Annotated in this window: 17 protein-coding genes and 1 pseudogene; 11 read left to right on the forward strand and 7 right to left on the reverse strand. The window is 38.6% G+C overall.

Features of this window, described 5'->3' with window-relative positions; all coding sequences use genetic code 11:
- The first annotated feature begins 262 nt into the window (after positions 1-262).
- Together CYK18_RS07185 and dtd are read left to right on the forward strand one after the other, a co-directional pair.
- Positions 263-2,485 carry a RelA/SpoT family protein gene (locus CYK18_RS07185; protein ID WP_101782546.1) on the forward strand — a complete coding sequence of 741 codons (2,223 nt, stop codon included), beginning with the start codon at positions 263-265 and terminating at the stop codon, positions 2,483-2,485.
- 29 nt (positions 2,486-2,514) lie between these two features.
- Entirely contained in the window at positions 2,515-2,958 is a 444-nt protein-coding gene (gene dtd / locus CYK18_RS07190; protein WP_101782545.1) for a D-aminoacyl-tRNA deacylase, read from the forward strand.
- Between the two features lie 38 nt (positions 2,959-2,996).
- Here dtd and CYK18_RS07195 read toward each other — a convergent pair whose 3' ends face one another.
- From CYK18_RS07195 to CYK18_RS07210, 4 genes are all read right to left on the reverse strand, one after another.
- The gene (locus CYK18_RS07195; RefSeq protein ID WP_101782544.1) at positions 2,997-3,410 is read right to left on the reverse strand and encodes a hypothetical protein; all 414 of its coding nucleotides are present in this window, start codon (positions 3,408-3,410) and stop codon (positions 2,997-2,999) included.
- Positions 3,411-3,428: 18 nt separating this feature from the next.
- Positions 3,429-3,842: a hypothetical protein gene (locus CYK18_RS07200; RefSeq protein ID WP_101782543.1), complete on the reverse strand. Its 414-nt coding sequence runs from the start codon at positions 3,840-3,842 to the stop codon at positions 3,429-3,431.
- A gap of 119 nt (positions 3,843-3,961) precedes the next feature.
- Positions 3,962-4,672 (reverse strand): nicotinamide mononucleotide transporter, encoded by a 711-nt coding sequence (locus tag CYK18_RS07205; RefSeq protein ID WP_180947967.1) that lies wholly within the window; start codon positions 4,670-4,672, stop codon positions 3,962-3,964.
- 119 nt (positions 4,673-4,791) lie between these two features.
- The gene (locus CYK18_RS07210) at positions 4,792-5,442 is read right to left on the reverse strand and encodes a metal-dependent transcriptional regulator (RefSeq protein WP_101782542.1); all 651 of its coding nucleotides are present in this window, start codon (positions 5,440-5,442) and stop codon (positions 4,792-4,794) included.
- 111 nt (positions 5,443-5,553) lie between these two features.
- Between CYK18_RS07210 and CYK18_RS07215 the strand changes: the two genes are divergently transcribed.
- The 3 genes from CYK18_RS07215 (at position 5,554) to CYK18_RS07225 (ending at position 7,997) form a co-directional block, all read left to right on the forward strand.
- Positions 5,554-6,396, forward strand: a complete 843-nt coding sequence (locus CYK18_RS07215) for a metallophosphoesterase family protein (protein ID WP_180948024.1) — start codon at positions 5,554-5,556, stop codon at positions 6,394-6,396.
- 75 nt (positions 6,397-6,471) lie between these two features.
- Complete coding sequence (locus CYK18_RS07220; protein WP_001166788.1) at positions 6,472-6,909, forward strand: Rrf2 family transcriptional regulator; 438 nt, start codon at positions 6,472-6,474, stop codon at positions 6,907-6,909.
- Between the two features lie 68 nt (positions 6,910-6,977).
- Positions 6,978-7,997 carry a YdcF family protein gene (locus tag CYK18_RS07225; protein ID WP_101785859.1) on the forward strand — a complete coding sequence of 340 codons (1,020 nt, stop codon included), beginning with the start codon at positions 6,978-6,980 and terminating at the stop codon, positions 7,995-7,997.
- Positions 7,998-8,085: 88 nt separating this feature from the next.
- Here CYK18_RS07225 and CYK18_RS07230 read toward each other — a convergent pair whose 3' ends face one another.
- The 3 genes from CYK18_RS07230 to CYK18_RS07240 all read right to left on the reverse strand — a co-directional run bounded on the left by CYK18_RS07230 (position 8,086) and on the right by CYK18_RS07240 (position 10,717).
- Complete coding sequence (locus CYK18_RS07230; protein ID WP_101785861.1) at positions 8,086-9,159, reverse strand: DUF2974 domain-containing protein; 1,074 nt, start codon at positions 9,157-9,159, stop codon at positions 8,086-8,088.
- Between the two features lie 123 nt (positions 9,160-9,282).
- A complete protein-coding gene (locus CYK18_RS07235; RefSeq protein WP_020903273.1) occupies positions 9,283-10,059 on the reverse strand; it encodes a ferredoxin reductase domain-containing protein in 777 nt (258 codons plus the stop codon).
- Positions 10,060-10,147: 88 nt separating this feature from the next.
- Complete coding sequence (locus CYK18_RS07240; RefSeq protein WP_101785863.1) at positions 10,148-10,717, reverse strand: TetR/AcrR family transcriptional regulator; 570 nt, start codon at positions 10,715-10,717, stop codon at positions 10,148-10,150.
- Between the two features lie 408 nt (positions 10,718-11,125).
- On the opposite strand from CYK18_RS07240, the gene CYK18_RS07245 reads away from it, so the two are divergent.
- From CYK18_RS07245 to CYK18_RS07275, 6 genes and pseudogenes are all read left to right on the forward strand, one after another.
- Complete coding sequence (locus CYK18_RS07245; protein ID WP_000548991.1) at positions 11,126-11,803, forward strand: response regulator transcription factor; 678 nt, start codon at positions 11,126-11,128, stop codon at positions 11,801-11,803.
- A complete protein-coding gene (locus CYK18_RS07250) occupies positions 11,796-12,770 on the forward strand; it encodes a sensor histidine kinase (RefSeq protein ID WP_049493965.1) in 975 nt (324 codons plus the stop codon). The genes CYK18_RS07245 and CYK18_RS07250 overlap by 8 nt, the downstream gene beginning before the upstream one ends.
- A 798-nt stretch (positions 12,771-13,568) precedes the next feature.
- Positions 13,569-15,080 (forward strand): ATP-binding cassette domain-containing protein, encoded by a 1,512-nt coding sequence (locus CYK18_RS07255; RefSeq protein ID WP_004242726.1) that lies wholly within the window; start codon positions 13,569-13,571, stop codon positions 15,078-15,080.
- Positions 15,081-15,370: 290 nt separating this feature from the next.
- A pseudogene (locus CYK18_RS07260) lies at positions 15,371-16,419 on the forward strand (DUF389 domain-containing protein).
- Positions 16,420-17,138: 719 nt separating this feature from the next.
- A complete protein-coding gene (locus CYK18_RS07270; protein WP_080976003.1) occupies positions 17,139-17,441 on the forward strand; it encodes a TMEM175 family protein in 303 nt (100 codons plus the stop codon).
- Positions 17,366-17,707, forward strand: coding sequence for a hypothetical protein (locus CYK18_RS07275; RefSeq protein ID WP_000397556.1), 342 nt, complete (start codon positions 17,366-17,368; stop codon positions 17,705-17,707). Before CYK18_RS07270 ends, CYK18_RS07275 begins: the two co-directional genes overlap by 76 nt.
- Positions 17,708-17,709 lie beyond the last annotated feature (2 nt).

A 17,709-nucleotide genomic window follows, 5' to 3' on the forward strand; every position in this document is an offset into this window, starting at 1 on the left:
AATGATGTCATTCAAATATATTGACTTGAATGAAAGAGTGATAAGCATAGGGAGTTAAATTATATTTAGATTACAATATGGTTTCCGTTCTTCTATCTCTCCTTCTATCACCTAAATAGAAAATCTAACTATATAACATATTATAAAAAAACATTTCAGAATTATCAAGCAATTCTGAATTATTTTTTTCTTATTCTGTTCCAATCTAGTTTTCATATTCTTAAAAAAGTGATAAAATGGTAGGAAGAATTGGAGAGTATAGATGCCAAAAGAAGTGAATTTAACAGGCGAAGAAGTTGTCGCCTTAACCAAAGAATATTTAACAGAAGAGGATGTTCATTTTGTCCATAAGGCCTTGGTCTATGCGGTGGATTGTCATAGTGGTCAATATCGCAAATCAGGCGAACCTTATATCATTCATCCTATCCAAGTGGCAGGTATTTTAGCCAAGCTTAAGCTGGATGCTGTAACGGTAGCTTGTGGTTTCTTGCATGATGTAGTAGAAGATACAGATGCGACCTTGGATGATTTGGAAAGAGAGTTTGGTCCTGATGTGCGGGTAATCGTAGATGGGGTTACTAAGCTTGGTAAAGTTAAGTACAAGTCTCACGAGGAGCAGTTGGCAGAAAATCATCGCAAGATGCTCATGGCCATGTCTGAGGACATCCGCGTTATCTTGGTTAAACTGTCTGACCGCTTGCACAATATGCGGACCCTGAAACACCTTCGAAAAGACAAGCAGGAGCGCATTTCCAAAGAAACTATGGAAATCTATGCACCTCTTGCTCACCGTTTGGGGATTTCCAGCGTCAAATGGGAATTGGAAGACCTGTCTTTCCGTTATCTCAATCCAACGGAGTTTTACAAGATTACCCATATGATGAAGGAAAAACGCAGAGAGCGTGAGGCCTTGGTGGATGAGGTGGTCACAAAATTAGAGGAATATACGACGGATCATCACTTGAGAGGGAAGATTTATGGTCGTCCCAAGCATATTTACTCTATTTTCCGCAAAATGCAGGACAAGAGAAAACGGTTTGAGGAAATCTATGACCTGATTGCCATTCGTTGTATTTTAGATACCCAAAGTGATGTCTATGCCATGCTTGGTTACGTGCATGAGCTTTGGAAACCAATGCCAGGTCGTTTCAAAGACTATATCGCCAACCGCAAGGCCAATGGTTACCAATCTATCCATACGACTGTTTATGGGCCGAAAGGGCCGATTGAATTCCAGATTCGCACTAAGGAAATGCATGAGGTGGCTGAGTACGGGGTTGCGGCCCACTGGGCTTATAAGAAAGGCATTAAGGGGCAGGTTAACAGCAAGGAATCAGCCATTGGAATGAACTGGATCAAGGAGATGATGGAGCTCCAAGATCAGGCTGATGATGCTAAGGAATTTGTTGATTCAGTTAAGGAAAACTATCTGGCTGAGGAGATTTACGTCTTTACTCCAGATGGTGCTGTCCGTTCTCTTCCAAAAGATTCAGGACCGATTGATTTTGCCTACGAGATCCATACCAAAGTCGGTGAAAAAGCGACTGGGGCCAAGGTCAATGGTCGCATGGTCCCACTAACAACCAAGCTCAAGACAGGGGATCAGGTTGAAATTGTCACCAATCCGAACTCCTTTGGACCGAGTCGTGACTGGCTCAACATGGTCAAGACCAGCAAGGCGCGCAATAAGATTCGTCAGTTCTTTAAAAATCAAGACAAGGAATTATCTGTCAATAAGGGTCGTGAAATGTTGATGGCTCAGTTCCAAGAAAATGGCTATGTGGCCAATAAATTCATGGACAAGCGCCACATGGACCAAGTTCTTCAAAAGACCAGCTACAAGACAGAAGAATCCCTCTTTGCGGCCATCGGTTTTGGAGAAATCGGTGCGATTACCGTCTTTAACCGTCTGACTGAAAAGGAACGCCGTGAAGAAGAGCGTGCCAAGGCCAAGGCTGAGGCAGAGGAGCTTGTCAAAGGTGGCGAGATCAAGGTTGAAAATAAAGAAACCCTCAAGGTCAAGCATGAGGGTGGTGTGGTCATTGAAGGTGCCTCAGGCCTCCTCGTGCGGATTGCCAAGTGCTGTAATCCTGTGCCTGGTGACGATATTGTTGGCTACATTACCAAGGGGCGTGGTGTAGCCATTCACCGTGTAGACTGTATGAACCTGCGCGCTCAAGAAAACTACGAGCAACGTCTCCTTGATGTGGAATGGGAAGACCAGTACTCTAGCTCAAATAAGGAGTATATGGCCCATATCGATATCTACGGCCTCAACCGTACAGGACTGTTGAACGATGTACTGCAAGTTCTTTCAAACACAACCAAGAATATCTCAACGGTCAACGCTCAACCAACTAAGGATATGAAATTTGCTAATATCCATGTATCCTTTGGCATTGCTAACCTCTCTACGCTGACTACGGTTGTGGACAAGATTAAGACCGTGCCAGAGGTTTATTCTGTCAAACGGACCAACGGCTAATTGTCCTAGCTCTTACTAGAAAGGCTATTATGAAAATCATTATCCAACGGGTTAAAAAGGCCCAAGTGAGTATCGAAGGGCAGGTTCATGGGAAAATCAATCAGGGGCTCTTATTGCTGGTTGGTGTTGGACCAGAGGACCAAGAGGAAGATTTGGACTATGCTGTGAGAAAGCTTGTCAATATGCGGATTTTTTCAGACGCAGAAGGTAAGATGAACCTGTCTGTCAAAGATATTGAAGGAGAAATCCTCTCTATTTCTCAGTTTACCCTCTTTGCGGATACCAAGAAAGGCAATCGTCCAGCCTTCATAGGCGCAGCCAAGCCTGATATGGCATCAGACTTCTATGATGCTTTCAATCAAAAATTAGCGCAAGAAGTGCCTGTTCAGACAGGCATCTTTGGAGCGGATATGCAGGTTGAGCTGGTCAATGATGGGCCAGTTACCATTATCCTAGATACTAAAAATAGATAAGAAAGACCAAGCCCAGCCGGCTTGGTTTTTCTTATCTATCATAAAATGCTCCAAAAAGAAATCGGTTCTTGATAGGCCTTGGGGAAATCTTGTTTCAGGCTTTGGCAAGTGCGATAGGAAGGGATGATGTGTCCTAGGATGAGGAGAGTTCCCTGAAGGAAAAGTGGCACACCACTCAAACATATCAAGGAGAGAATCATCAGGCTATCCCATAGGAGGATTTGTAAGGCAAAACGCCAGAATCGCGGTCTAATCTGGGAATAGAGTTGACTGAAGTGGTCACAAAGTTGATTGGAAAGATAGGTCAATAGTACAGGATGAAAGAAGATGAGCCAACCGCTATAAATCAAAATCCAGTCCCAAGTAAGCCCCTCTTTAAATGTCAAAAATGCCAGCATGATTCCATCAATGACAAGGAGTTGAATGGTTTTGATGAAGATGATTTTTTTCATGCTAAAACCTCCTTTTCCTTAGAGACACTCCCATAAAGTGATGTGTTTATCGTAAAAGTCTGGATAGTTTTCTCTTAGATAGTCAGTCGTCAGATAATATAAAGTATAATGACAAGCAGTGACGATTGGCATAAGAGTGGAAAATCGCTGAGAACTAGTGAAGGCTAAGAGAACAAATAATAGAAAGTCGCTGATGAGCACCCCTAAATAGTAGAAGCGAATCATTTTATTGATTTGAGGATAAATCTCAGCAAATTGATTTTTTAGTTGGACGACCAAGCGAAATAGCAGGAGTCCCTGAGCAAGGAGGAAAATAAAACCAGTGAGCAAGAGCCAGTCGAAAGCTGTCTCGGATCTAGTGCTAAAAAATACAAGTAGTAGCAAATCGATGACTGCAATTGCTATAAAATGGATTCTATAGAGTTTTTTCATGACAAGACCTCCCTCTTTTATCTAACTTCATTCTACTCCAAAAGAATGGGAGTTACAAGTAAAATGATAAAAAATTTTAGTAAGGAGATTCTGTTAGATTTCTTTATTTGATTTCCCTCTTATTGTTCCACCTCTTCATCATTCCAGACAAATAAAGCTCCGATTGCATTGAGGATATAAAAGATGTATTTTCCGATATTGGCGAAGTTTCCTTGAATGCCAGCCTTTGTCAGCTGAACGAAATTGTAAATCAACCAAAAGCCCCACTGAGTTGTTAATTTTAATGCATTCAAAGCATTGGCAATGAGGGACAGTGCAAAGGCAATGGTTGTTACATATGAAAGGAGATTCATCTTGCCCCCATAGCCGATATAGTTGGTCACAAAGGCAAAGAGGAAGGCGATGATTGAAATGATGATGGCAGCCAATTTTAGTTGTTTTTGGCTCATTTGGTTGGGTCTGCCTTCTTGCGAAGCTTCCCATTTCTTAATAGCAAAGGTATAAATGAGGAAGGTGACAGGATAGGTAATGATGGCTGCCTTATTTCCAAGGATATAGTCAATGCTGCCAGACAAAATCGTATTGACAATCCCAAAGTAATTTCCCCATTTGCTTAATTTTCCCGTGAAACGAGTGGACAACATGGAAATCCCAACGTTGGTTACGGAAATCAATCCAAAGGGTACAAGGGCAGTCCATGGTCCCCAGTCTACGAATTTATCGAGACGGGAGTTGAGGTAGCCAGATGCAATCGCAATCCCAACGACCAGAGCAACTCCGAAGAGGTCAAACCATTTAGATGTCGCAAAAATTTTTAGTGATTTTTTCATAGTTTAAGGTATCTTTCTTGTTTTTTACAAACATTCTACAACTAAATGAGAGTAAAATCAAATGCTAGAAATAAAACCCTGAAAATTTGATTTTCAGGGTTGGTAGGGGACTTGAGAAATTAGTTGATTTTCTCGACATAGAGTTGTTTGGCAATGTCCATATTCACTTGTAAATCTTCATTTTTAGTGAGGATAGTGAAGGTATTGCTGAAGCCATCAAACTGCTTGACTTGGAGCGGATCACCGATGTGAAGTGAGTGCTCGTCCAGATAATGGAGAATGTCAAAACTATCGTGCACCCGAGTCAGACGATAGGAGCCAGCTTCCTTGATATCAGCTAGTGGTAGGTTATTGATTTCAACTAGAAGTTCTCCCTTGTCCGGAATGGTTCCTCCGTGGGGGCAGGTTTTAGGGAACCCTAGCAATTTATCCAGTCTTTCCACGAACAGGTCAGATACAGTATGTTCCAAGACCTCAGCTTCCTCGTGAATCTGGTCACTTGTATAATCTAAATGATGGACTAGAAAAACTTCAATCAAGCGATGCTTACGATAGAGCTCAGAGACCAATTTGAGGCCGAGGTCAGTCAGTAGATAGCCACATTCCTTGTCCTTGAGGATGAGATTTTCACTTTTCATCCGTTTAATCATTTCAGTTACGGCAGGGGGAGAGACTTGCATGCGGGCCGCAATTTCCTTGTTGGTGATTTTATGCAGGTCTATGCCAATTTCGTAAATACACTTTAGATAATCTTCTTTATTCGGGGTCATTCGTTTCCTCTTGTCTAATATCTCTATCTAGTATATCAAAAAAAGCTAGATTTCTCTAGCTATGACTTTTTATGTTATACTTATTGCAAGAGAAAAAACGAGGAGATGGATATGACGAAAATAGCTCTTCTTTCAGATATTCATGGAAATACCACCGCCTTGGAGGCTGTTTTGGCAGATGCTCGGCAGCTAGGAGTGGATGAATACTGGCTTTTGGGAGATATTCTCATGCCAGGGACAGGGCGTAGAAGGATTTTGGACTTGTTGGCTCAACTACCTATTACGGCTAGAGTTTTGGGAAACTGGGAAGACAGTCTTTGGCATGGTGTCCGTAAGGAATTGGATAGTACTCGTCCCAGTCAACGCTATCTCTTGCGCCAGTGCCAGTATGTTTTAGAGGAAATATCCCTAGAAGAAATTGAACTGCTCCACAATCAACCACTCCAGATCCATCGTCAGTTTGGGAATTTGACGGTTGGAATTAGCCATCATCTGCCCGATAAGAACTGGGGGCGAGAGTTGATTCATACTGGAGCGCAAGAGGATTTTGACCGCTTGGTGACAAACCCGCCTTGTGATATCGCTGTATATGGTCATATTCACCAGCAGTTGCTTCGTTATGGGACTGGTGGGCAATTGATTGTCAATCCGGGTTCGATTGGGCAACCTTTCTTTCTAGATGCCCAGTTGCGGAAGGACTTGCGGGCCCAGTATATGATTTTGGAGTTTGATGACAAGGGCTTGGTAGATATGAACTTCCGACGGGTAGACTACGATGTGGCAGCTGAATTGCAGCTGGCTAAAGATCTTAAACTTCCCTATTTTGAGGTTTACTATGAAAGTCTGGTCAATGGTATCCACCATACTCATCATCAGGAGTTTCTGAGAGAATTGGCCCAGAAAGAGGGCTATGATAGGGAGTTAGATACCTGGTTAAAGGGTGGTAATGATTGACATTACAACTAAAAAGGGTATAATAATAGAAAAAGAAGAGTAGAGGCAGGGGAGCCTCGTAAAAAGGAGAAGAGGATGCAAATTCCAAGTAGATTTACCATTGCGACTCATATGCTGATAATTATTGCCCTCGAGGGGAAGGAAAGCAAGGTGACCAGTGATTTTTTAGCTGCTAGTGTCGGGGTCAATCCTGTCATTATCAGAAAGACCTTGTCCCAGTTGAAGAAGGCAGAGTTGATTTCAGTAGCGCGTGGAACAGGGGGAACAGAGATTGTCAAGGACCTCAAGGACATTAGTCTATTAGACGTTTATCAAGCGGTTGAGTGTCTTGGTAAGACTGGTCAACTCTTCAGTTTCCATGACAATCCAAATCCAAATTGCCCAGTTGGAGCCCATATTCATGATGTTTTGGATCAAAAATTGGAGAGAATCCAGCTGGCTATGGAGGCTGAACTTGGTCAGACTAGTCTAGAGCAAGTTGTGGCCGATGCAGAGAGTCAAATGAAGGAGTGAGAGGGATAGATGCCCTCTTTTTCTCTATGTAAAATTGTGATAAAATAGAATCATTAAAGGAGGAAGAAATGTATCTCGTTATAGGAATTGTATTAGCCTTTATAGTGTCATTTTGGAAGGATAATAGAAGTTTGTGGAATCCAGTATTATTCTTATTATCCCTCATTTCCAGTTATTTTTATCTAGGCTACCTTTTTTATCAAAATGGGTATGAGAAGATTCATTTCGCTTTTTTTATATTTCCCTTTATTTTACTTCCTTTTTTGCTTTTTCTAAGTGGCATCTTTCTAATCTATAATGGGGTCATTTTGTTGAAGCGAGAGGGACGTTCAAAGGCTAATTATCTCTCCATGCTCCTTGGAATAGTCATTTTGCTATTTTTTGCTTTGATGTCATTTCGATTGGGAGGACGACATGAATTATTTTACACCAATCACTTTCTAAATATTTTATTTGCATTTATTGCTTATTCTTACTTTATTTTTGGTTTTGCTTTTGTGGCTTTTATTCTGTACTCTATCTTGTATCTCTTTATTCCTAAGAAGAAGCATTATGATTTTATTATCATTCATGGTGCAGGTTTGTTAGACGGAGAAAAGGTAACACCTTTGCTGAAGAGGAGAATTGATAAGGCAGTGGAAGCTTATCACAAGTCTAAGAATCCTCATATCAAAATCATTGCTAGTGGTGGTCAAGGAGGAGATGAGAAGATTTCTGAAGCGCAGGCTATTACAAACTATCTGCTTGAAGAGACCGATGTTCCCCAAGATGGGATTATCCTGGAGGACCAATCAAGGACTACCTACGAGAACCTTCTCTTTTCTAAGGAACTTGGTGAGAAGCTGGTAGCCAAACCTCAATTCCTCTTTGTAACAAATGATTATCATGTCTTTAGAACAAGTACCTATGCTCGTAAGTTAAAAATGAAGGGAGATGGCCTCGGATGTAGGACGGCAGGCTACTACATACCATCTGCTTTTATTCGGGAGTACGTGGCTCTCTGTGTTAAAATGAAATGGCTCTTCCTCGCCTTTTATGTTCCGATATTAGCTATCATTTTGCTAGCCTATAAAGGGGTTATTTGGTAGTTAGATTTTATTAAAAAAGACTTAGAATGCATATGAAAGTATGTATTCTAGGTCTTTTGTTTTGTATTCATTTGATTTTTGAAAGGTACTATCTATTTTTCCAGGCTTGGTAACGGGTATCAATCAATAACTGGGTAAGGCGTCCCATGGTTTCCCTTTCTTCTGGAGTGAGGGATTGCGCTTGGACAAAGAGATGATGAATGTGTTCAATAGCCTTGAAGGAAGACAAGTCATTGATGGAGCTAATACCAGCATCAAGAATGGTGCCAAAGAAGAGATCGAAGTAGAGCTGGAGTTCTTCGTCAGGGACTGTGGCCACCCATTCTTTGAAGGTTGTGTCAACTTGTTGGCTATCACTGTTGGTCTTATCCAGTTGGACGAAGTGCTTGTCCTCAATCTGCCAACTAAAGGTATCGTGCTGGGCGATACCACCTAAGGCAGTACTGTGCACGATGATTTGGTGGGCCGGAATTTCCAACATCATACCGATGATGGAACCTTGTGGTATGAAGACCTTGGTTTTATCCATTATCCTTTGATAGCTCTCAGTTTGTGTCAGTTCTTTGTGGAGACCGGGAGCATCAAAGGTATAAACTGCTGTGATCTGATTTTGCAAGTTTTTCTCAATTTGACTAGCAGCATAGATGGCTAGATTTCCTCCCTTGGAATGCCCAGCCAGAATGACCTTTTGCTTAGGATGTTGGGCAAAAAAGTTCTTTAAATAGCGAAGGGCGTGCTTTTGAGCAGGAATTTCCTTCATATAGGTCAGGTGGAAATCTTCCTTCCAGCCAATGATACTGTCATCTGTCCCACGAAAGACAATCAGATAGGTATCAAGAGTGAGGCGGTAGGTCATAGCAGCAAATTGCTTTTGCAGCTCAGGGTCGATGTCGTTGATAAAATGGGAGAGTTTGCAATTTTTGAAGCGCTTGTGTTGAGCTAGCTCATCCAATAGCTGGAGGCGATTTTTGCTGGTCAACATGTTAGGTTCTCTTGGAACCTGAGGTGCCAGGTCTAAAAGTCGCTGAGGAGCTGTGGAGACCAGATTATCAAAGGAGAGGTAGGTGATTTCTGTTAAGGCTAGAATGTCTAATTCATTTAAAGGAAGGTCGTAAAAGGAATCGTGTGCGACATCTTTCAGGTAGTCAAAAATATTGGTCATAAGAACTCCTTTCTTTTTATTTATCTTATCACAATCACATATAATTTACTAGTTGGTTTGTACGAGCTCTCTACATACTAACCTATAATGGTATGATTCAGACACATAGAAGACAGTTTGCTTTTATTTCAAACCTCTAAACATACTTGTTTGTATCTGTTTGTCGTCAATCCCATTCTCTTTTAAGAAATTTTTCATCTCATTTATATCATCAGGTTGGCCGGTTAAGAGATAAATAGCTTGGTTACCGTATTTCATAACCGCATTTTTTAAAAATGCTTGGCTTTGAGAAAAGGTTTCGCTAGTTTTATAAGTTAGATTCGGATTATTCTTACTAAGCTCTCTTAACTCATTATCAAAAATGTTTACTCCTTTGTCTAAATGATTAAGAATGATGGAGCGCTTACCAGCCCACTCTTTCACAACTGGACGTAGAGTAGAAATACCGACATCAGAGGCAAAACAAACCAGTGCTTGGTCATTGTCTTTAACAGATAAAGATGACTCCAGCCAACTCATCTCAATTTTACTACCAGCTGGTAAATGTGTTAAGGTTTCCTTAAACACGCTACCACTATTATGGGTTACAATAAGAATTTCATCCTCATCAGGAGTGGAAGCAAGGGTTAGCCATCGGCTAGCCTGATCCTCCTTTACTGGACTTTTGTCTGGACCAAACGAGCTGTCAGGAAGCTTAAACTGAGCATAGGAGCCAGCTTTCCATATTTGATTTTTTGGTTTTGTGATGTGAACTAAATACAAATCTCCGCTGGGATTTTCAATGGATTTTATCGATAAAGTTTGACTTCGTCCAAGATAGGTAATGATTCCCCAAGATATAAAGCCGAGCACTCCAAGTGTAGTTAGAATAATTATGAACATTTTTTTCCCTCGTTTCATTTTTAACTCCTATAGTGTAGTAATTTTCTATGAATGAATAATATTTTTTTTCATTCAATAATTTCCAAAAAATAAAGAAAAGATTTCTTTATTTCAGTATTCCTTTAATGAAGTTGGTTGCTAGTATTTCTACAGTTTTGCTAATATCTGGAAAATCATTTTCTGTGATATGCATATCCATGTAGTAAAATAGGTTGTAAACTTGTAAAATATCTTGAATTTTTTCTGGAGAATGGCCTTCAGCCTGCAAACGATGAGTAAAGGTTTTCACGAGAAATTGATGAAATGGATTCGTGACTTTTCCTTCTTCTGAGGAATAGTAGCTATGCAACTCATCTGCTATGGCAGGATTGTACCATTCTGCAAGGATTTTATTGGAAGAAACGAGTGCTCTGGATTGAGCAAAGAGTTGACTAATAAGATCAATCATATCAATTTCCCAATCCAGTTCTTCGACCATAGTTTGGCGAACACGGTTGTTTTCATCAATATAGATATCTAAAAAAATAGCTTCTTTACTTTCGTAATAGTTATAAAAAGATCCGACTGCCATATGAGCTTGTCTAGCAATTTCTGAAATTCCTGTCGCCTTGTATCCTTTTTTTGAAAAAACTTCATAAGCTGCGGATTTCAAAGTCTGTTTTTTGTCCAATTTGATTCACCTCTTTTCTGAATGAATATTAAATATTGTTCATTCACATCTTAACAAATCTTTTTCAGATTGTCAATCTGAAAGCCAGAACTTTTTACGGATACCACTCGATAAGGAGCGTTTCAATGTTAGAAGAGTATAGAGTGTCGTTTTAACTACACTCAAGGTTTGGAAGAATAGATATAAATTTTGGTTAAGGGGATGGATAAAAGAACTGAAATGAAGGTTGAAAAAATTAAAAATAAAAGGGTAGTGCTGGCACTATGTCTAAAAATAAGGTATGATATCAATGGGGTTATTCACTATCTGTTTTTGAGCTGTTGTGACAAGGAAATGTCAAAAAAGTATTAGATACTAAGCCCTCTATTTATACTAAAGGATTTAAGACTCCTAAAATTAGCAAAGGAGAATCAGATGCACAAGATTTTATTAGTAGAAGATGATCAGGTTATTCGTCAACAAGTCGGAAAAATGCTCTCTGAATGGGGATTTGAAGTGGTCCTGGTAGAAGACTTTATGGAAGTTTTGAGTCTATTTGTTCAGTCGGAACCTCATCTGGTCCTCATGGATATTGGTTTGCCCTTGTTTAATGGCTATCACTGGTGTCAGGAAATTCGCAAGATTTCCAAGGTCCCCATCATGTTTCTGTCTTCGAGAGACCAGGCTATGGATATTGTCATGGCAATCAATATGGGGGCGGATGACTTTGTGACCAAGCCTTTTGACCAGCAGGTTCTTTTAGCCAAGGTTCAGGGCTTGTTGCGTCGTTCCTATGAGTTTGGGCGTGACGAGAGTTTACTGGAATATGCTGGTGTTATCCTCAATACCAAATCCATGGATTTACATTATCAAGGGCAAGTCTTGAATTTGACCAAGAACGAATTCCAGATTTTACGAGTTTTGTTTGAGCATGCAGGCAATATCGTAGCGCGTGATGACCTGATGCGGGAACTTTGGAACAGTGACTTTTTCATTGATGACAATACCCTATCTGTCAATGTGGCTCGATTGCGTAAAAAGTTGGAAGAGCAGGGGTTGGTAGGATTTATCGAGACCAAGAAAGGGATAGGGTACGGACTGAAGCATGCTTGATTGGAAACAATTTTTTCTAGCCTATCTGCGTTCCCGTAGTCGTCTGTTTGTCTATCTGATTTCTTTGACGTTTCTGCTCTTACTCTTTCAGTTTTTATTTGCCAGTTTGGGAATTTACTTTCTCTACTTTTTCCTGCTGTGTTGCTTTGTAACCATTTTATTTTTCGCTTGGGACATATTGGTAGAAATGCAGGTATATCGTCAGGAAATTCTCTATGGGGAGAGGGAAGCTCAGTCTCCTTTGGAAAGAGTTTTAGCAGAAAAATTAGAAGCGCGTGAGATGGAACTTTATCAGCAGAGATCAGATTCAGAAAGAAAACTGACGGATTTACTGGATTACTATACCTTGTGGGTCCATCAGATTAAGACCCCCATTGCAGCCAGTCAACTCTTAGTTGCAGAAGTAGCCGACCGCCAACTGAAGCAGCAATTAGAACAGGAAATTTTCAAGATTGATTCCTATACCAATCTAGTTTTACAGTACCTGCGTTTAGAAAGTTTCCATGATGATTTGGTCTTGAAGCAGGTGCAAATTGAGGACTTGGTCAAGGAAATAATTCGTAAATATGCTCTTTTCTTTATTCAAAAAGGCCTAAATGTCAACCTATATGACCTTGATAAAGAAATTGTGACGGATAAGAAGTGGTTACTAGTGGTCATTGAACAAATTATCTCAAATAGTCTCAAGTACACCAAGGAAGGTGGTCTGGAGATTTATATGGAAGGCCAGGAACTCTGTATCAAGGATACGGGAATCGGGATAAAAAACAGTGATGTCCTCCGAGTCTTTGAACGTGGCTTCTCAGGATATAATGGACGCCTAACTCAGCAGTCATCTGGACTTGGCCTCTATCTATCTAAGAAAATTTCTGAAGAACTGGGGCACCAGATTCGTATCGAGTCTGAGGTTGGAAAAGGAACGATAGTGCGGATTCAGTTTGCTCAAGTAAACTTAGTCCTTGAGTGAGAAGAGACAATGAGTTTTTACCCAATCTCTTTTTGCTATATTTCAGGATATTTGAAGACTGTTTTTTACAAAACCAATAATAGAATTTTTAATACGGAATATAGTATAAATACTGGTTCAAAGTGAAGTTTTGTATGCTTTATACTTTTGTTGAGTATAAAATCTATAAACTAAGGGTGAATTACAAAAATTAATTTGAGATGAAGTGAATTGTAGACTTGGGAAATGTCTCCTATTCGATTTCAGAATGAATCGTTGATACAGGATTAAAAGAACTGCAGCTTTCTTTTTATTTTGAATGAGATAGGTGTATATAGATTTGTGTAACTGGTGTAGAACTGTTTCCAAGAATTTATTGAATGTATCGAATACACACATCCTATTGATTTTGAACCAGTTTTTAATTTCTAAATGTTATAATAGTTTTATCAAGTAAAAGGAGACTACCATGATTGGAGACAATATAAAATTCTTACGAAAATCACATAATCTGATATAACCAGAATTTTCACGGATTGTGGGTGTGTCACGAAATAGCCTAAATCGTTAGAAAAACTGAAAAAGCTTACTTTCAATAGAAGTGTTGGAAATATTCATTTTACATCTATCAAAGAAACATGGGATAGACCTATATTTTACAAAATAGCAAATTATATTTTGAATGATAGTAAAAACTGCAGAACTTGTGTGATTTACAATTATTGCACTCAATGTCTGAGTATTGCACTGTCTGAAATAAGGAATAGTAGAGATTGTTCTGAGATATGTAAAAAAACGCATTAGCAAGGAGTATCGTATATGCTACCATATCTTAAAACTATTAGATGGTATCTCTTCTTTAATTTTCTTTTTGGTGTAGTATCGAATATCTGCACAGCTTTGTTACCGTATTTCACGCAGGCATTAATCAAAGGGGATTATCAAGTAGCTCTATATGGTTACTCTATGTCAGTGGCAGGCTATTTGAGTTGTAACTATATCCAAATGATACTTGATTGGAAGCAGGGGATTATCTTTTCGACTACTTTGAAAAATGAGTGGTTTCGTTCACTTCTGGGACTCAGTCACCACGATTTCAAGCAGAAAACAGTAGCAGAGTATATTTCCTATCAATCTAATGACCTAGATTCGTTGGAAAAGGATTACCTTCCTCCATTGATGAGTTTTATCAAACAAATTTTACGTATCATCATTTACGCTTTCATTATTAGCAGAACAATTAATCCTATTGTATCACTGATTTTAATCTTTTCCACTGGAATTAGTATTCAAATTCCTAAAATCGTTGGGAAGTTGACCGCTAATCGTAGACAGGTTTACTTGAAAAAACAAGGAGATTACTATCGAACTTTGGAGGATTTGCTCATGGGACATCATTTGGTAAATAAACTAACTATGTCGCATTTTTTGAATCAACAAAAGAGCTCTCTAAAGAATTTGCAGGATAAGTATTTTAAGTATGGTTTGACAAAAATTACAGGCATCTTATTGACAGGTGTTTCTTTTGAATTCATTAGTCTTGTTCTGTTTATTTATTTAGCCTACTCTTTATCTCACCAGCAACTCGGTATTCCTGAGGTGGTGGCGAGTTTCGGATATATTAATGCTTTTTCTGAACCAATACAGGAAATCCTTTATGATTTACAAATGTTAGAGTCCGTAAAGCCTGTAATCAAGAGTTTTCAAAACATTGTTGGGAGACCCGTTTCAGTTCAAGCACCTCAACATTCTTTTGATACGATTACTTTGAAAAACATTTCCAAACAACTGGGAGAATCAAAATTGATAATTACTTCCGCTACGATTCAAAAAGGGGATAAAATTGCGCTTATTGGTAAGAATGGGTCTGGAAAAAGTAGTCTTCTCAACATTTTAAATGGAACAGATGAAGATTTTGAAGGACAAATTGTGCTAGATGGGCTTGTTTTGGACCATCTTTGGGGAAGATTCGGTATGATTCTGCAACAAGAACATACATTTATTTCAAGTTATGAAAATAATGTAACGCTATTCAATAGTTTCAATGAAAAATTCAGAGAAGAAGATTTTGAAAAAATTCCACCACAATCCCTGTCAGGTGGTCAGCAACAACGAATGTATTTAAATCGTGAGAAAAATCGTAAAAATCCATTGCTTATCCTAGACGAACCTTTCTCTGCATTGGATACTAATCAGTTTAAAATGGAATTGGAAAGAGTTCTGGAACTACCAAGTGCCGTCATTGTTACTTTACATCGCCAAAACGAATTATTAAGTAAGTTTGACCAAGTTTGGGAAATTAAGAATGGAGAACTTGTAATTTTGAAATAGCTAAATTATAAAGAATAAAACGCATAGTATCAAGGTTCAGGAGATATCGTTTTTCTTTTTCGGATAAGGATACAAAAATTTCTTCCTTTCTCTATCTTTTAAATGAATTGATTTCTTCAGAGAAAGATTGTAAATTTTTTGATATAATATGTAGGATGGACTGATGGATATTTAAATGATAATGTTCAAAAGAATCACAGGTAAGAATTAAAAACATGTCAGTTTGGACAGAACTCTCTCTACCATCATCCATGCAGAAACAAGATTATATGAAATAAAAGGAGTAACCAATGTCCGGAAACTATTCAACACGGGAATACCGTGAGAAATTATACGATGACCTTCATGTTCGATTGAGAGATACAGCGATTTTGATGTGTGCAATTTTTATTGCCTCTATCGGACTAAATATGAATTCAACAGCTGTCATTATAGGAGCCATGTTGATTTCACCTCTCATGACACCGATTGTTGGACTGGGATTCGGTTTAGCTATTTTTGATACGCGTTTAATCAAGCAATCTCTAGAGGTTTTATTGACTCAAGTGTTGGTCAGTTTGCTTGTCTCGACTCTGTATTTCTGGATTTCTCCCTTGTCTTATGCAAGTAGCGAGTTGATTGCACGAACCTCTCCAACCATTTGGGATGTCCTCATTGCTATTGCTGGTGGGATTGCTGGTGTGATTGGTTCAAGGAAAAAAGAAGCAAACAATATCGTGCCAGGAGTAGCCATTGCAACAGCTCTGATGCCACCTATCTGTACTGCAGGATATGGTTTAGCTAATGGAAATGTACGATTTTTATTTGGAGCTCTTTATCTTTTCTTGATCAACTGTGTCTTTATCATGCTAATCAACATTGTTGGAACAAGAATTTTGATGAGAAAATCTCCTTTAACTTCATTTAAAGAGCTGAGCATTAAATGAGAATTGGCTTGATATCTTTGATTGTATTGTTGATTCTTCCAGCTAGCTATTCGGCAGTTACTCTGACAATAGAACAAGCGCGCAAAGAAGGGATCAAACAGTTTGTAGGAAAAGAGTTCGCCAATTATACGGTTATTAATCAAGTCTACAAGTCAAGAAACAATGAATTGGTCTTGACGGTTGTTGGAGATCCGATTTCAGAAGAAGAATTAGAAACGCTCCACCAAAAACAAGCCTCTTACGGTATTCAATCTGTTCAATTGAAAGTCAATCAAGTTCAGAACTCGCCAACATTAGATAGTGAAGCGACCAAGGAATTTTATGAAAACATTGACAAGTATATTGATCAAAAACTCTCTGAAAAAGATTCACAAAACGATCTCGTAAAAGAAAATGAAGCAGACAAGGATTGAGGACAATGAACTGAATCGGTTTTTACGCCGTGTTTTTCTTGTATCTTCCTCTTTCTTACTTATAGCAGGTTGTTTTTGCTTGAATAAGAAATAAATTAGAAGTTCTATCATCTAAGAAAAATGATGAACAAAAAATCATTTAACTAATGGTGTGAACGTTTAGTGTTTATCAGCTCCATTCTCTGTAATTTTGGGGGTAAAATCCACACCATTTAGATAAAATTAGTTGAATTTGATTGGAAAAACGCTTTTATAAAAGCGGAGAAAAGTCTTGATATTACGCTGTTTTTAGTCCAACTGAAATTCATACTTTCCAAACCAGGCTTGAAAAAAGCTCGTAAAGCATCACAATTTAGTAAACGTTAAAACTTATTTAAACTTATTGAAAGCATTTCGTATCAAAAATACGGGATGCTTTTTCTGTTCACCCCAAATTTTTGTAACTAGGTGATACTTGAAATTAATACAAATTTGGTTGTTTTTGATAAATCTAAGCAACACTAAATGATGAAGTGAAAGGGGATGAATCTTTGATAGTATTCATTTATTGTGAAATATGATATACTTATTAATTAGATGGATGAATACTTCTAGAGTTAAATATAGCATAATAGGGACAGACTTTTTGGTTTATTTTTGTTTGTAGTCGGATTATGAAAGAATATCCAATATTATGCGATAAGATAGAATGTTACAAAAAAGAAAGGGGATGCAATCCGATGAAGAAAGACAGATTAATTGTATTGACAGATGCTGTTCTAGCAATTATTATGACCATCTTGATTTTAGAGTTAGAAAAACCAACAACACCAAGTCTTAAAGCTTTTTGGGATTTACGGCAAAATTTCTTTGCTTGTTTTCTTTCCTTTTTCTGGTTGGGATCGTTATGGATGGCACTAAACACATTATGGGAAAAGGTTGAGAAAATTTCCTCAGAAATTATTTGGTGGAATTTGTTTCTACTCTTGGAGCGGCAGGAGTTCTCTTTGGAGAATTTCATGCCATCCAAGATACCAGTCTGAATGATGTGGTGGACCGGATCTATATAAATGTCAAGGATTTACCGTTTCAGTCCTTGGGAGCTTTAGCTAATATCCTGTCTGATGTTAAGAAGGGACTGATTCAAGACAGTCATATCTGGTCTTTCTTCCAGTCATTTTTCAAACAATATCAGTTGATAATCAGCTTAAATCAGATCTATCAGTTTGTCTATCTTTCTCTGATGGAGATCATGTCCTATCTTCACTTTGATTATTGGAAAAAACGGCTCGGTCAGGAGCTAGTATGAAT

The organism is Streptococcus mitis (assembly GCF_002860865.1).
GTDB classification, from domain to species: Bacteria; Bacillota; Bacilli; order Lactobacillales; family Streptococcaceae; genus Streptococcus; species Streptococcus mitis_AT.

Excerpts from the sequence above, each read along its gene's own strand:
- CYK18_RS07235 (WP_020903273.1), bottom strand. The coding sequence starts at position 10,059 with ATGAAACGAGGGAAAAAAATGTTCATAATTATTCTAACTACACTTGGA.
- CYK18_RS07225 (WP_101785859.1), top strand. The coding sequence starts at position 6,978 with ATGTATCTCGTTATAGGAATTGTATTAGCCTTTATAGTGTCATTTTGG.
- CYK18_RS07185 (WP_101782546.1), top strand. The coding sequence starts at position 263 with ATGCCAAAAGAAGTGAATTTAACAGGCGAAGAAGTTGTCGCCTTAACC.
- dtd (WP_101782545.1), top strand. The coding sequence starts at position 2,515 with ATGAAAATCATTATCCAACGGGTTAAAAAGGCCCAAGTGAGTATCGAA.
- CYK18_RS07270 (WP_080976003.1), top strand. The coding sequence starts at position 17,139 with ATGAAGAAAGACAGATTAATTGTATTGACAGATGCTGTTCTAGCAATT.
- CYK18_RS07205 (WP_180947967.1), bottom strand. The coding sequence starts at position 4,672 with ATGAAAAAATCACTAAAAATTTTTGCGACATCTAAATGGTTTGACCTC.
- CYK18_RS07215 (WP_180948024.1), top strand. The coding sequence starts at position 5,554 with ATGACGAAAATAGCTCTTCTTTCAGATATTCATGGAAATACCACCGCC.
- CYK18_RS07210 (WP_101782542.1), bottom strand. The coding sequence starts at position 5,442 with ATGACCCCGAATAAAGAAGATTATCTAAAGTGTATTTACGAAATTGGC.
- CYK18_RS07195 (WP_101782544.1), bottom strand. The coding sequence starts at position 3,410 with ATGAAAAAAATCATCTTCATCAAAACCATTCAACTCCTTGTCATTGAT.
- CYK18_RS07220 (WP_001166788.1), top strand. The coding sequence starts at position 6,472 with ATGCAAATTCCAAGTAGATTTACCATTGCGACTCATATGCTGATAATT.
- CYK18_RS07255 (WP_004242726.1), top strand. The coding sequence starts at position 13,569 with ATGCTACCATATCTTAAAACTATTAGATGGTATCTCTTCTTTAATTTT.
- CYK18_RS07200 (WP_101782543.1), bottom strand. The coding sequence starts at position 3,842 with ATGAAAAAACTCTATAGAATCCATTTTATAGCAATTGCAGTCATCGAT.
- CYK18_RS07230 (WP_101785861.1), bottom strand. The coding sequence starts at position 9,159 with ATGACCAATATTTTTGACTACCTGAAAGATGTCGCACACGATTCCTTT.
- CYK18_RS07245 (WP_000548991.1), top strand. The coding sequence starts at position 11,126 with ATGCACAAGATTTTATTAGTAGAAGATGATCAGGTTATTCGTCAACAA.
- CYK18_RS07250 (WP_049493965.1), top strand. The coding sequence starts at position 11,796 with ATGCTTGATTGGAAACAATTTTTTCTAGCCTATCTGCGTTCCCGTAGT.